Source organism: Rhizobium sp. BK529 (assembly GCF_014194105.1).
Taxonomy (GTDB): Bacteria; Pseudomonadota; Alphaproteobacteria; order Rhizobiales; family Rhizobiaceae; genus Rhizobium.
This window is the reverse complement of record NZ_JACIAU010000001.1, coordinates 3,123,443-3,137,180: the sequence shown is the minus strand read 5'-3', so window position 1 is coordinate 3,137,180 and position 13,738 is coordinate 3,123,443. Positions and strand designations below refer to the sequence as shown.

General features: G+C 59.6%; 16 protein-coding genes. 7 read left to right on the top strand and 9 right to left on the bottom strand.

Features of this window, described 5'->3' with window-relative positions; all coding sequences use genetic code 11:
• The first annotated feature begins 172 nt into the window (after positions 1 to 172).
• Complete coding sequence (locus tag FHX08_RS15730; RefSeq protein WP_132652939.1) at positions 173 to 970, top strand: undecaprenyl-diphosphate phosphatase; 798 nt, start codon at positions 173 to 175, stop codon at positions 968 to 970.
• A gap of 179 nt (positions 971 to 1,149) precedes the next feature.
• Here FHX08_RS15730 and FHX08_RS15725 read toward each other — a convergent pair whose 3' ends face one another.
• The 7 genes from FHX08_RS15725 to dnaN all read right to left on the bottom strand — a co-directional run bounded on the left by FHX08_RS15725 (position 1,150) and on the right by dnaN (position 6,093).
• A complete protein-coding gene (locus FHX08_RS15725; RefSeq protein WP_165911864.1) occupies positions 1,150 to 1,302 on the bottom strand; it encodes a hypothetical protein in 153 nt (50 codons plus the stop codon).
• A gap of 280 nt (positions 1,303 to 1,582) precedes the next feature.
• Entirely contained in the window at positions 1,583 to 2,563 is a 981-nt protein-coding gene (locus tag FHX08_RS15720; RefSeq protein WP_132652938.1) for a complex I NDUFA9 subunit family protein, read from the bottom strand.
• 109 nt (positions 2,564 to 2,672) lie between these two features.
• The gene (locus tag FHX08_RS15715) at positions 2,673 to 2,960 is read right to left on the bottom strand and encodes a DUF1330 domain-containing protein (protein ID WP_132652937.1); all 288 of its coding nucleotides are present in this window, start codon (positions 2,958 to 2,960) and stop codon (positions 2,673 to 2,675) included.
• A 13-nt stretch (positions 2,961 to 2,973) separates the two neighbouring features.
• Positions 2,974 to 3,681, bottom strand: coding sequence for an orotidine-5'-phosphate decarboxylase (gene pyrF / locus FHX08_RS15710; RefSeq protein ID WP_132652936.1), 708 nt, complete (start codon positions 3,679 to 3,681; stop codon positions 2,974 to 2,976).
• Positions 3,682 to 3,687: 6 nt separating this feature from the next.
• Complete coding sequence (locus FHX08_RS15705) at positions 3,688 to 4,269, bottom strand: histidine phosphatase family protein (protein ID WP_132652935.1); 582 nt, start codon at positions 4,267 to 4,269, stop codon at positions 3,688 to 3,690.
• Positions 4,270 to 4,863, bottom strand: a complete 594-nt coding sequence (gene pmtA / locus FHX08_RS15700; protein WP_132652934.1) for a phospholipid N-methyltransferase PmtA — start codon at positions 4,861 to 4,863, stop codon at positions 4,270 to 4,272.
• 111 nt (positions 4,864 to 4,974) lie between these two features.
• Complete coding sequence (gene dnaN, locus FHX08_RS15695; protein ID WP_132652933.1) at positions 4,975 to 6,093, bottom strand: DNA polymerase III subunit beta; 1,119 nt, start codon at positions 6,091 to 6,093, stop codon at positions 4,975 to 4,977.
• Between the two features lie 247 nt (positions 6,094 to 6,340).
• On the opposite strand from dnaN, the gene rsmI reads away from it, so the two are divergent.
• The 5 genes from rsmI to FHX08_RS15670 all read left to right on the top strand — a co-directional run bounded on the left by rsmI (position 6,341) and on the right by FHX08_RS15670 (position 11,105).
• Positions 6,341 to 7,255, top strand: a complete 915-nt coding sequence (gene rsmI, locus FHX08_RS15690; protein ID WP_132652932.1) for a 16S rRNA (cytidine(1402)-2'-O)-methyltransferase — start codon at positions 6,341 to 6,343, stop codon at positions 7,253 to 7,255.
• Positions 7,248 to 7,616, top strand: coding sequence for a YraN family protein (locus FHX08_RS15685; protein WP_132652931.1), 369 nt, complete (start codon positions 7,248 to 7,250; stop codon positions 7,614 to 7,616). The genes rsmI and FHX08_RS15685 overlap by 8 nt, the downstream gene beginning before the upstream one ends.
• Before the next feature lie 147 nt (positions 7,617 to 7,763).
• Positions 7,764 to 8,267 (top strand): cupin domain-containing protein, encoded by a 504-nt coding sequence (locus FHX08_RS15680; protein ID WP_132652930.1) that lies wholly within the window; start codon positions 7,764 to 7,766, stop codon positions 8,265 to 8,267.
• Positions 8,268 to 8,364: 97 nt separating this feature from the next.
• Positions 8,365 to 9,312, top strand: coding sequence for a glutathione synthase (gene gshB / locus FHX08_RS15675; protein WP_132652929.1), 948 nt, complete (start codon positions 8,365 to 8,367; stop codon positions 9,310 to 9,312).
• A gap of 260 nt (positions 9,313 to 9,572) precedes the next feature.
• Positions 9,573 to 11,105: a YifB family Mg chelatase-like AAA ATPase gene (locus FHX08_RS15670; RefSeq protein ID WP_132652928.1), complete on the top strand. Its 1,533-nt coding sequence runs from the start codon at positions 9,573 to 9,575 to the stop codon at positions 11,103 to 11,105.
• Positions 11,106 to 11,260: 155 nt separating this feature from the next.
• Here the strand turns inward: FHX08_RS15670 and cysK are convergent, their stop codons facing one another.
• Together cysK and FHX08_RS15660 are read right to left on the bottom strand one after the other, a co-directional pair.
• The gene (gene cysK / locus FHX08_RS15665; RefSeq protein WP_132652927.1) at positions 11,261 to 12,223 is read right to left on the bottom strand and encodes a cysteine synthase A; all 963 of its coding nucleotides are present in this window, start codon (positions 12,221 to 12,223) and stop codon (positions 11,261 to 11,263) included.
• A gap of 143 nt (positions 12,224 to 12,366) precedes the next feature.
• Complete coding sequence (locus FHX08_RS15660; protein WP_132652926.1) at positions 12,367 to 12,984, bottom strand: LysE family translocator; 618 nt, start codon at positions 12,982 to 12,984, stop codon at positions 12,367 to 12,369.
• Positions 12,985 to 13,215: 231 nt separating this feature from the next.
• Here FHX08_RS15660 and FHX08_RS15655 point away from each other — a divergent pair, with 231 nt between their 5' ends.
• Complete coding sequence (locus FHX08_RS15655; RefSeq protein WP_132652925.1) at positions 13,216 to 13,734, top strand: Dps family protein; 519 nt, start codon at positions 13,216 to 13,218, stop codon at positions 13,732 to 13,734.
• The last annotated feature ends 4 nt before the right edge of the window (positions 13,735 to 13,738 follow it).

Sequence of the window (13,738 nt, the reverse complement as noted above, 5' to 3'; positions counted from 1 at the left end):
ATACAAGCGAATCGGGCCGTACCTGCCTAACAAGGGACAAAACACGGCTGCATGAACCATCGCAACTTCCGCTCGCCTTTTCTTTCCCCGCTCTGGCGAATGATGATGGTGCAGTGCAATATAAATCTGATCGCAATTCCAGTCCGACCGAACCCCAAACCGGAGACACTTTATGGACTATCTAAGCTCTATAATTCTGGGCATTATAGAAGGGATTACCGAGTTCCTGCCGATCTCGAGCACCGGCCACTTGATCATTGCGGAACAATGGTTCGGCGCTCGTAGTGAGACGTTCAATATCGTCATTCAGGCAGGCGCGATCCTCGCCGTCACGATCATCTACTGGCGCCGTCTGCTCGATCTGCTGCTCGGCTGGCGCGATCCCAAGAATCGGGACTACGCCTTCAAGCTGATCGGCGCCTTTCTGATCACGGCGGTTCTCGGGCTTATCGTCAAGAAGCTCGGTTTCGAACTGCCTGAAAACGCCACACCGGTTGCCTGGGCGCTCATCATCGGCGGTATCTGGATGATTTTTGCCGAATGGGCTGCCGCCCGCCGGCCGCCAAGCTCTCACATCACCTGGCTCGTCGCCATTCTTGTGGGTATCGCCCAGATCGTGGCCGGCGTCTTCCCTGGTACATCCCGCTCCGGCGCCACGATTTTCGTCGCCATGCTGGCCGGCACCGGTAACCGCGCTGCGGCGACCGAATTCGCCTTTCTCGTCGGCATTCCGACCATGTATGCGGCAAGTGCCTTCTCGCTGCTGAAAACCCTCAAGGATGGTGGTGCGGCAAACGAGGATTGGACCGCGCTCGGCATTGCCTTCGTCGTTTCCACTGCTGTCGCATTCATCGCCGTCAAATGGCTGCTTGCCTATATCAGGAGCAACCGTTTCACGGTCTTTGCGATCTATCGCATCATTTTGGGTGTCGTGCTGCTCGGCATGGCGATGGCCGGCATGATTGCCTGAGGTCGCTGAACCTCCGAGCGCTCGAATAGGGCCGCTCACGCCAGGATAAAGATGAAAGCCGGTTCGAAAGGACCGGCTTTTTTAGAACATATCGCGCAAAACTATGCAGCGGTTTGGCGACAATGACATGCGTGGAACAAGATTTGAAGCGTAAGCGGATTTGAAATATCGCAAACGCTTTAGTGGGTAATGGAGGCCGTCGAGCAGGGATCGACGCCGTAAGCCGGCGAGCAACCGCCCTTCACCGCTGCGACCGAGCCCGGCGCAATGAAGGAGCCTGCGAGGATTACCAGTGCCGCACACGCAAAAAGAAGCGCGATTGACTTACCCATCAGAAATAGCCTTTCACAGTGATTGCCGCACGCCTGCGAGGCGCTTTGAGTCTTTGTGGAGACGCGCGGGGTGTTTAGTCAGTGGAATGGCAAATAGCAATAAATGTTCCTGCTAAATTTGATGTTAATTCCACTAAATTTCCTATGCGTCTTTTCTGCAACGTCACACACTATGGAACGCGTCTTAACACGCCAGACTTGCGCCGGATTTACCATTGCAAAAAAGAAGCGCCGCCCGCGAAGGTTCACGAGCGGCGCTTGCGCTGTCGGCTATCGATTATCAGGCAGCCTTGCCGGATCCGGTATATTGGCCGTGCGGGCGGTATTGCACGAGATAGGAGCCGAGCACCGAAGTCACCATCGTCGGCGTGATGCCAAGGCCTTTCAGGGTACGGCCTTCAGCTTCGGCCTCCTTCGAAACGACATTATCTTGCTTAAGCAGCTTGACCTGATCCGGCGTGATTGGCGGTGCAATGAATGGCACGAGCGACGCAATGCTGCCGATCAGTGATGCGATGCCGAAGGGCAGCGAAACGAGTCGGTTCTTGCGGGCCGTGACCTTGAGCATTGTCTCGAGACATTCGCGGAAGCTCAGAACTTCAGGGCCACCAAGCTCGTAGATCTTGCCGCCTTCGACTTTGCCATCGACGGCACGGGCAACGGCCTCGGCGATATCCTCGACATAAACAGGCTGAAACTTCGTCTTGCCGCCGCCGACGAGCGGCAGAACCGGGAACAGGCGCGCCATGTCGGCAAACTTGTTGAAAAAGCTGTCTTCCGGGCCAAAGACGATAGACGGGCGGAAGATCACCGCGTCCGGCTTGATCGACAAGATCGCGGCTTCCGCACGGCCCTTGGTGCGGCCGTAACTGGAATGGGAACCGGAGTTGGCGCCGATGGCGGAGATATGAGTGAGCGTCGCACCGGCGTTGCGGGCCGCTTCAGCCACGGCACGGCCGCCGAATTCCTGCACGGCATCAAACGTGTTTCGGCCGCTCTCGAAGAGGATGCCGACGCAGTTGATGACGTGGTCAGCACCTTCGACGGCGCGATCGATCGAGTTGCGGTAGCGCAGGTTGGCCTGAACGAAGGAGATCTGACCGACATTGCCGAGCGGCTGCAGAAAGCCGGCGAGATCCGGGCGACGCACTGCAACGCGGATGCGGTAACCGCGCTTTGCCAGCGCACGCACGACGTGTCTGCCGATGAAGCCGGACCCTCCGAACACGGTGACGAGCGGCGGCAGGTTGGCAAGGGTCATGGCAGGCTCCTCGAAAGGCTTTGGAATGCTGTGATGGATTTCGTCTTAGCCGAATCCCGGCGCGACGAAAAGGGCCATCGCGCCGCAGTTTTCACCCGTCGAAACTGGCTTAGATACCTTCGACGACAACCATTTCGGCATCGGCTACTTCCTGGCGGATTTTCGCGGCGGCTTGATATTCCGGCGAATTGTAGCAGTCGACGGCATGCTGCATCGAGGGGAATTCGATGACGACATTGCGGGCGCGCGCCTTGCCTTCGAGTTCGGTGAATGCGCCGCCACGGGCAAGGAAGTTTGCACCGTATTTCTCGAAGGCGGGCTTTGCGGTTGCCACGTAGTCCTTGTAACGCTCTGGGTCGCGCACGTCGACGCGGGCGATCCAATATCCCTTGCCCATTATTCTCTCCCTTTCATCGGTTTGCCGGCCAGAGCGCGGCGACCATTTCATTGAGGATTGCCCGTGCCGCTTCCCGCGGTTCCGGCGCCTTGACGATCGGGCGGGCGACGACGAGGTGGGTGGAGCCGGCCTTCAGCGCATCCGAAGGCGTCATCACCCGCTTCTGGTCGCCCTTTTCGGCGCCGGTCGGGCGGATCCCGGGTGTGACGATCGCCATATCCGGCCCGATGATTTCGCGCACGCTGGTCGATTCCTCGGCCGAGCAGACGATACCGCCCATGCCGGCCGCATGCGCCTGTTCGGCGCGGCGCGCGACGAGTGCCTTCGGATCATATTGGTAGCCTGCCTCGATGAGGTCTTCCGCATCCATGGATGTCAGTACGGTGACGCCGAGCAGACAGAGGCCGGAGCCCTTTGCAGCTTCTACCGCCGCTTTCATCGCTTTCGGATAGGCATGCAGCGTCAGCATCGACATGCCCATCTTGGCGATGTTTTCAACGCCGGACGCGACCGTGTTGTCGATGTCGAGCAGCTTCATGTCGAGAAAGATCTTCTTGCCGCTTGCGGCAAGGTCGCGAGCAAATTCGAGCCCGCCCGCAAAGACGAGCTGGTAGCCGATCTTGTAGAAGAGAATGTCGTCGCCGAGCGTGGAAACCAATCTTTCCGCTTCGCCAATCGTTGGAACATCCAGTCCGACGATCAACCGCTCGCGTGCGTCCATCTCAAATCACCCCCGCCAGTCTTCGATGGGTGTCCAGTCGCATGATAAGCGCCGATCCGCAAGGCCGAAAGCATAGAGATTGCCGCCACCGACCGGCTGGTCACGATCACGCGCGATCGGTGCGCCCATCAAATGGCATTTCAGCAGCGTTCCGACGCCGCCGTGGCCGATGAAAGCAATCGGTGCATTCGGATCGTGCGAACAGAGGATCGCTTCGACCGCAGAGACGATGCGAGCTTGCGCATCCGCGGCCCGCTCCCAGCCCTTGAAGCTCTCCTGCGGATGGGCGAAGAACCAGTTGACGGCCTCTTCGAACCTGTCCGGCGGCAGGAAACCTGTAGCAGAGCGGTCGTTCTCATGCATGCCATGCATGATCTCGATTTTTACGCCTGTAGCCGCGGCAAGGATTTCCGCCGTTTCGATCGCCTTTGTCTCATCGCTGGAGACGATGCGGGCGAGCCGCTTCGCCCAGTCGCTCGCAGCAGCCTTACGGGCGCGCTCGACGCCAACGTCTGAAAGGCCCCATTGGGGAACGGGAACCGCAGGGTCGATCTTGACCTGCGGGTGGGTAATATAAAATCCAAACATTTATCCGCGCCGATAGATCCAGAGTTGAGCCGGCGGAATATTGCGCACAATGAAATCAAAATGATGAATGCTGTAACGATCGGGATTGGCAATGATTGGTGAGACCGCGCCATAGGAGATCTGCACCATCGGCCGCCCGGCCGGCATACGGTCCAGCAGATTTTCCAGCAGTGCGATGCGCGCCTGCATCGGGAAGTTCAGGAGCGGTATGCCCGAGACAACGCAATCGAATTTTTGATCCTTGAACGACCCGAGCGTCCTGTCGAGATCGAAGGCGTCGCCATTGATGAAATTCACGCCCGGGTAAAGGCGCAGGAGATGCTCGTAAAAGTCCGTCGAATATTCGACAGCAACGAGCTTCTCCGGCTTCACGCCATGGGCGAGGATCGCCTTGGTGATGGCTCCGGTGCCGGGGCCGAGCTCGAGAATGGGCAGATCGGAGTACGGATTTGCGACGCTCGCCATCTTGCGGGCGGTGATCGAGGAGGTCGGAACGATGGAACCGACTGTCTTTGGCCCCTGCATCATGCCTTTGAAGAAGCGGATCTCTTCGTCAAACTTTCTGCCGAGCCTTTCCTTGAGCCGCAATGCCATGCCGTCCTCCCATGCTTGCTGTTCACCCCGCCCTTAATTGCAGGAGGGTGAAGCAAAAACAAGAGGCGACGTCGCAATCAGGAAAGTTTTGAAGCCAAAAACGACGCGCGTTTAAACGCGCATCGGCATCAGCACGTAGAGGGCGTCGTCGCCGGCGGTGTCGCGCACGAGTGTCGGCGAGCCGGCATCGGCCAGCAGGAAGATCGCCTCGTCGCCGGAAAGCTGCGCTGTGATGTCGAGCAGATACTTGGCGTTGAAGCCGATCTCCATCGGATCCGTATCGTAGCCGACGGCAACTTCTTCCGTAGCGCTACCGGAATCCGGATTGTTGACGGTGAGGAGGAGCTGACCATCGGATAGCGCGAGCTTCACTGCGCGGCCACGTTCCGACGAGATGGTCGAGACGCGGTCGACGGCCTGGGCGAAGCTTGTGCAGTCGACGCGCATTTCCTTGTCGTTATTGGTCGGAATGACGCGCTGGTAGTCAGGGAAGGTGCCGTCGATCAGCTTCGACGTCATCACGATAGAGCCGATGGTGATGCGGATTTTGGCATCGGAGACTTCGACGGTGACGATCGCGTCCGGCGCGTCGACGAGCTTTTGCAATTCGCCGACCGTCTTGCGCGGAATGATGATGCCCGGCATGCCTTCCGACCCGGAGGGTGCGTCCACATCGGCGCGGGCCAGGCGATGGCCGTCGGTAGCGACGGCGCGCAGCTTCAGGTCGCCGCCGCTTTCGATCGTATGGAAGAAGATGCCGTTCAGATAATAGCGGGTTTCTTCGGTCGAGATCGCAAACTGCGTGCGGTCGATCAGCATCTTCAGGTCGCTCGCCTTCAGCTTGAAGGAATGCGTGAAGGTACCGGCGGTCAGATCCGGGAAATCGGATTCTGGCAGGCACTGCAGCGAGAATTTCGAACGGCCCGACTGCACGTTCATGGAGCCGCCATCCTGCGTGGTGGCGAGCAGCACTTCCGCGCCATCGGGAAGCTTGCGCACGATGTCGTAAAGAAGATGGGCGGGAACGGTCGTGGCGCCAGCCTGCTCGACATTGGCAGGCGTCGCTTCGGTGATTTCCAGATCGAGGTCGGTCGCCTTCATGTCGAGGCTCTGGCCGTCCGCCTTCAAGAGAACGTTGGACAGGATCGGGATCGTGTTGCGGCGTTCGACCACGCGGTGGACGTGGTTCAGCGACTTCAAAAGGTTTGACCGCTCAATAGTAATACGCATGGGATGCTACCGCTTTCGACCTTCATTGTCCGGGCGCCTGCAAGCGCCGCGTCACTGCTTTCCCCTTGGGAGAGGGGAGTGGACAGGCAAAATGGCAGAACTTTGCCAGCGATTGCAAGAGGCATGGCTGCCCGCAGGTCCGCAAATGCCGTTTTGCAGTGCAATGCTCACAGAAATTGCGGCCCCTTGTCGAAGCAGCGCCGCTCGCCCATAAAGAGAAGAGGCCGGCGGGACGAAAGCGAGTGACATGACGGAAGAGACGACAGCGGAAACCGGCGCCCGGCGCGGCTTTCGCGTGCACAATATTGCGGTGCCGGCGCGCCCGCTTGAACAAGCTCTCTATCTCGTCGCCACACCAATCGGCAATCTCGGCGACATTACCCTGCGCGCACTGGAAACGCTTGCGGGTGCCGATGTCCTGGCATGCGAGGACACGCGGGTCACCCGCGTTTTGCTTGATCGTTACGGCATCCAGAACCGCCCTTTCGCCTATCACGAGCATAATGCCGATGAGGCCGGGCCGCGGCTCCTGCAGGCACTTGAAGCCGGCAAGTCGGTGGCGCTGGTCTCCGATGCCGGAACACCGCTCGTCTCCGACCCCGGCTATCGTCTGGCACAGCAGGCGATCGAGGCTGGCTACCGTGTCATTCCCATTCCTGGTGCCTCCGCGCCACTTACCGCCCTCGTCGGCTCGGGCCTTCCGAACGACGCCTTTCTCTTTGCCGGTTTCCTGCCGACCAAGGACAAGGCGCGCCGCGACCGGCTCGCGGAATTCATGAGTGCGCCGGCCACGCTGATCTTCTTTGAATCGCCTCATCGCATCGGCGCGACGCTGCTTGCCGCAGCCGATGTGCTCGGCGGTACGCGCCAGGCATCTGTCTGCCGCGAGCTGACCAAGACCTATGAGGAGTTCCGCCGCGGCACGCTCTCCGAACTGGCCGGCTATTATAAAGAGCATGACAATGTGAAGGGTGAGATCGTGCTCGTCATCGGTCCGTCAAAGGACGAGCCGGCGACCGAGGCGGATGTCGACGCGGTTCTCGCGGATCTTTCAAAATCCCTGCCGACGGCCAAGGCCGCGACGGAGGCGGCGCGCCTGACCGGCCTGCCGCGCAAGGTGCTCTATCAGAAGCTTCTCGATATGAAGGCTGCGGATGGCTGACGGCGAGGTCACGTTCCGCAGGAGAAAGGCGCTGCGCCGCGGCTGGGCGGCGGAATATATCGCCGCCGTTTTTTTGATGCTGAAGGGCTATCGCATCCTCGCCCTACGCTACAAAACGAAGCTCGGCGAGGTCGATATCATCGCCCGCAAGGGGGATCTTGCTGTCTTCGTTGAGGTCAAGGCGCGCGCCGACGAGATGGGCGCGGTAAATGCCGTCTCCTATGCCTCGCAAAATCGCATCAGGGCCGCCAGCGATCTCTGGCTCGCCCGCCAACGCGACTATGCCATTCTCTCTCAACGGTATGATATCGTTGCGGTATTACCGGGAAAGCTCCCCCGGCACTTCCCGGATGCTTTCTAGCTGCGCGCATGAAGCCGTCAGTGACCGTGCCCCTCCAACACATGGATGAGTCAGCTTTCATTAAGATTTTAGCGTCTGCTTGAACGGGCTTTTACGACTCTTTTGCTATCCACGGCGCAGCTAGGGGTAGCAAATTGGGGGTGTTCCATGGCCTGGAAGATGATGCTTGCAACCGCCGCCGCTGCGGCTGCGCGGTCGGTGCCTTATGCCGCGTTGAAGCCATCTGGCAAATCTTTCGTCGCGCAGGCAAGTGACGGCATGGTGCTGAAGTCGACGCCGATCAATCCCGACTGGATCATCAGCGGCAATCCGCAGGCGCGTACCGCAGAACATTCCCGCGGCCATGACGAGGCATCGCTGACGGCGATCTGGGACTGCACATCAGGTGAATTCCGCTGGCGTTTCGGCTGGGACGAGACCGTGATGATCCTCGAAGGCGAGGTGCATGTCACAACCGAAGACGGCATAGAGCGCACGCTGCAGGCCGGCGATGTCGCCTTCTTTGCCGGTGGCACCTGGGCGAGCTGGCGGGTGGACAATTACGTCCGTAAGGTCGCCTTCCTGCGCAAGCCTTTCCCGAAGCCGCTCGCCATCGCTTACCGGCTGCGCAACCTTTTGCGCAACAACGGCGGCAATGGCATCGCGGCCTGAAAATAGCGCGCGCTGAAGTTTCCCGAGGCGTTTGATTGCCGTTGCGTTTGATGCCTGACCGACCTACATCTGGGCGGCATCAGCTCAAGGGATGGAAATGGCCAAGATCAAGAATGTAGCGGTCCAGATGGACCATGTCGCCGGCATCAATATCGCTGGCGATTCCACCTTCGCCATGAGTATTGAGGCGCAGGCGCGCGGCTACAAACTCTTCCATTACACGCCAGAGCGCCTGAGCTTCCGCGACGGCAAGCTCTATGCGTCCGTCGAGCCGATGGTGCTGCGCGATGTAAAGGGCGACCACTATGAGCTGGGCGCGCCGGAGCGTGTCGACCTGTCGACCATGGATGTCGTCCTGCTGCGCCAGGACCCACCCTTCGACATGGCCTATATCACCTCGACTCATCTTCTGGAGCGCATCCATCCGAAGACGCTCGTCGTCAACGATCCGGCCTGGGTGCGCAATTCGCCGGAAAAGATCTTCGTCACCGAATTTTCCGACCTGATGCCGAAGACGCTGATCACCAAGGATCCCGCTGAGATCCGCCGCTTCCGCGACGAACTGGGCGATATCATCCTGAAGCCACTCTACGGCAATGGCGGCGCCGGCGTTTTCCATTCCACCAGGGACGACCGCAACCTGTCCTCGCTGCTCGAGATGTTCGGCCAGCTCTTCCGCGAGCCCTTTATCGCCCAGCAGTATCTGCCTGATGTGCGCAAGGGCGACAAACGCATCATTCTTGTCGACGGTGAATTTGCCGGCGCTATCAACCGCGTCCCGGCAGAGCATGACAGCCGCTCCAACATGCATGTCGGCGGCCGCGCCGAGCCGACCGAACTGACGGCGCGCGAGAAGGAAATCTGCGAGCGCATTGGTCCGGCTCTCCGCGCACGGGGCTTCCTGCTCGTCGGCATCGATGTGATCGGCGATTACATGACCGAGATTAACGTGACGTCTCCGACCGGCATCCGCGAAGTGAAAAAATTCGGCGGCGCCGATATCGCAAGCCTGCTTTGGGATGCCATCGAGCGTAAGCGCGCCTGAAGCAATTCCGGCAAAAGTCTCGAGCTATTTTGTGTTTGGAATTGCGCGAAAAAGGGAAACTCAAGCAACAGAGCACAGCAGTTTGTGCCCGAAAAAGGCGTTCCGCGTTTGATCGCCTTCGTTCCAACTTTACAACCCGTCGCAATTTGATTGCAGTTGATAGGCGAATCCGTTCGCTCATCGTTCTTGTTTTATTCTGAGTTCCATGCCAAGTTGTGACCGCCTTCATAGGCGGGGTGTAAATAATACGGGGCAGGGGCATGGTCGCGCGCGTCAGTACGGTGGCGTTTCAGGGTATTGAAGGTGTGCCGGTCGAAGTCCAGGTGATGGTTGCTCCCGGCAAAATGGGAATCCAGATCGTCGGCCTGCCGGACAAGGCGGTGGCCGAAAGCCGCGAGCGGGTACAGGCAGCCTTGCATGCCTCGGGTCTCGCACTGCCAGCAAAGCGCGTGACAGTCAATCTCGCGCCTGCCGATCTTCCAAAAGAAGGCAGTCATTTCGATTTGGCCATCGCACTCGGCCTGATGGCAGCACTCGGCGCCATTCCAGCGGATGCCTTGTCTGATTATGTCGTTGTCGGCGAACTCAATCTCGATGGCACGATTGCCGCGATCGCTGGCGCGCTTCCGGCTGCCATTGGAGCGAACGCCACCGGAAAGGGCTTGATCTGTCCAGCTGAAAGCGGTGCGGAAGCCGCTTGGGCGGGTCCTGAGGTCGATATCCTGGCGCCGCGCAGCCTGATTGCGCTTGCCAATCATTTCCGCGGTACGCAGATCCTCTCGCGTCCGGAACCATCCATTCGTCCCAACGCGGCAAACCTGCCCGACCTTTCCGAGATCAAAGGACAGGAAAGCGCGAAGCGGGCGCTCGAAGTAGCCGCCGCCGGCGGCCATAATCTTCTGATGGTTGGGCCGCCCGGTTCCGGCAAGTCGATGCTGGCCTCTAGGCTGCCGTCTATCCTGCCGCCGCTTTCAGCAGCCGAGTTACTCGAAGTCTCGATGATCCAATCCATCGCCGGCCAACTGTCCGGCGGCAAGCTCTCGGATCGCCGGCCGTTTCGAACACCGCACCATTCGGCGACCATGGCAGCCCTCATCGGGGGCGGGCTGCGTGCCCGACCAGGCGAAGCCTCGCTTGCTCACCACGGCGTGCTCTTCCTCGACGAGTTTCCGGAATTTGCGCCCCAGGTGCTTGATGCTCTGCGCCAACCGCTGGAGAGCGGCGAATGCATCATCGCGCGGGCCAATCACCGCGTCTCCTATCCGGCACGCATTCAGCTCGTTGCGGCCATGAACCCGTGCCGTTGCGGCATGGCGGGCGAGCCTGGCCATACCTGCGCCCGCGGGCCGCGTTGCATGACCGACTATCAGGCCCGCATCTCCGGACCATTGATGGACCGCATCGATATCCGCATTGACGTGCCGGCCGTTTCTGCCGCCGACCTCATCCGGCCGACAACGGCGGAAACGAGCGCGGATGTCGCAAGACGCGTTGCGCGAGCCCGCGACATTCAGCGCGAGCGTTATGCCGCTGCGGGCGCCTCGGGGATTTCCACCAATGCCGGCTGTTCGACCGCGATGATCGAAAAATTTGCTGAGCCGGATGCAGCAGGATTGCAGCTATTGCGCGATGCCGCAGATAAGATGAAGTTTTCCGCCCGCGGTTATCACCGCGTCCTGAAGGTTGCCCGTACGCTTGCCGATCTCGACGGCAAGGACACCGTTGGCCGTATCCATCTGGCAGAGGCGATTTCGTATCGCGTGGCCGGCGAGAGGCTGACGGCGGCAGCTTGAAGAGAGAAGCGAATAGGGCGTGGCGAATAGCGAATAGATAAAGGTTGCCGATACCGAGCAGCTCTTCAGACTATTCGCTATTCGCTATTCGCTATTCGCTATTCGCTATTCGCTATTCGCTATTCGCTATTCGCTATTCGCTATTCGCTATTCGCTCAGTTCCCCAATCCCTCAAACAACGCCGTCGAGAGATAGCGCTCGGCGAAGGATGGGATGATGACGACGATGTTCTTGCCGGCATTTTCCGGGCGGCGACCGACTTCGATGGCGGCCATCAGTGCCGCGCCCGAGGAGATGCCGACCGGCACGCCTTCGAGCCTCGCGACAAGCCGCGCCTGCTGGAAGGCATCGTCATTGCTGACGGTGACGACTTCATCATAGATGCTGGTATCGAGGATCTTCGGGGCAAAGCCGGCGCCGATGCCCTGGATCTTGTGCGGACCGGGCGTGCCGCCCGACAGTACCGGCGAGTCGGTAGGCTCGACCGCCACGACGCGAATATCCGGTTTGCGGCTCTTCAGCACTTGACCGACTCCGGTGATCGTGCCGCCGGTACCGATGCCGGCGACGAAGATGTCGACCTTGCCATCGGTGTCGTTCCAGATTTCCTCGGCAGTCGTCTGTCGATGAATTTCGGGGTTGGCCGGATTTTCGAACTGCTGTGGGATGACGGCGTCGGGAAGTGAGGCAGCAAGCTCTTCGGCCTTGGCAATAGCCCCCTTCATGCCCTTTGGTCCCTCGGTCAGCACCAGTTCGGCGCCGAGCAGGGCCAGCATCTTGCGGCGCTCGACGGACATCGTTTCCGGCATGGTAAGGATCAGCCTGTAGCCCTTGGCAGCCGCAGCGAAGGCAAGCGCGATGCCGGTATTACCCGACGTCGGCTCGATCAGCACGGTCTTGCCGGGAGAGATCTTGCCTTGCGTTTCCAGGCTTTCGATCATCGCCACACCGATGCGATCCTTCACCGAGGCTATCGGATTGAAGAACTCCAGCTTGGCGAGGATGTTGGCAACTACGCCTTTTTCCTTGGCGAGTTTGTCGAGGCGAACGAGCGGCGTGTCGCCGATTGTGTCGGTAATGGAGGAATAGATGCGGCCGCGGCCCGGTTTGTGCGACATGGGTGCTCTCCCTATGAAATCCATTCTGAAATCTGCGGAGAGAATAGGGTCAAACGGGCGGTGAGGCCAGAGTGGCTTCATCCGCCACTCGCGCAAGCCAGAGAAAAAATCCTTTGAAACCCATTCGTTGCCGAATGTTTATTTCAGGCCGCACGGGTGGCGATGAAGGCCGCCGTGCCCGCCAGGATGCTTGCTGCAACGCGGTTCAGCGTCTGCAATGCGCGCGGCTGCTTCAGCATCGTGCGGGCGCGCGAGGCAAGCAGCATATAGGGAATGAGCACGATCATCAGCACCATGAAAGTGATGGCGAGCAGTATGACATATTCGCGCATTCCGACGCTGTTGAGATCAATCAGCGTTGGCACAAGCGCCACATAGAAGAGCATGGTCTTCGGATTTCCGAGCGTCACCAGCAGGCCGGACAGGAAGGACATGCCAGCGCTGCTGGATTTTTTCGCGGCGATATCCTGCGGCAGCAGGCCGGCAGTCCAGAGCTTCCAGGCGATATAGCCGAGATAGAGCGCACCGGCGATCTTGATGACGAGAAATATCTCGGTGAAGGTCTGTGCCACGAAGGCAAGGCCGAGGATAACGGCGGTCAGATAGGTCATGTCGCCGAGCACCAGACCGAGGCCCATGAAGAAGGTCTCGCGGAAGTTCGAACCGAGCGCACGTGCGACGATCGCCGTGATTCCTGGGCCGGGAATGGCGGCGGCGATGAACAGGGCGCCAGCGTAGGCGATCAGGGCGGCAAGGCTCATCTTCGGATCCAAGAGATTGTGTCATCTTCCTATAGGGCGCCAGGTGGGCTTCATCAATCGCCTCGTGCTGATCTGTCCATAACCATAAAGAATAGGTGGGCTGGACCATGATCTACTTGGCAAGTGACCCGGCCTTGCTATTTTCTCCTTGCAAGCGGCCGTAGATACGGCCTGCCGCGGCCTCCCCCAAGCCGTCGGCGCAGAAGGATTTCATCACCAAGGAGAGAATGCATGTCGCCTACCTCAGCTGAAGCCCGCAGACGTTCGCCGCTCAAGACTCCTTCCGACCTGCCGACCAACGCGATCACCGATATCTCGGCCGCATTGACCGCGATGCTCGCCGATGTCTTCGCGCTCTACGTGAAGACCAAGAATTTCCATTGGCACATGTCCGGTCCACATTTCCGTGACTACCATCTGCTGCTCGACGAGCAGGCAGAGCAGATTTTTGACATGACGGACGAAGTTGCTGAGCGCGCCCGCAAGATCGGCGGCACAACGCTGCGCTCGATCGGCCAGATCGCCCGTCAGCAGCGCATTCCGGACAATGATGCAGATTATGTCACCCCTGAGGACATGCTCTCGGAACTCCGCGAAGACAATCTTCAGCTCGTCTCCATCCTGCGCGAAGTGCATGAAGTCTGCGACGAACACAATGACGTTGCGACTGCCAGCCTGATCGAGAATTGGATCGACCAGAGCGAACGTCGCGTCTGGTTCCTGTTCGAAACGACACGCCAGCAGAAGTAATCGC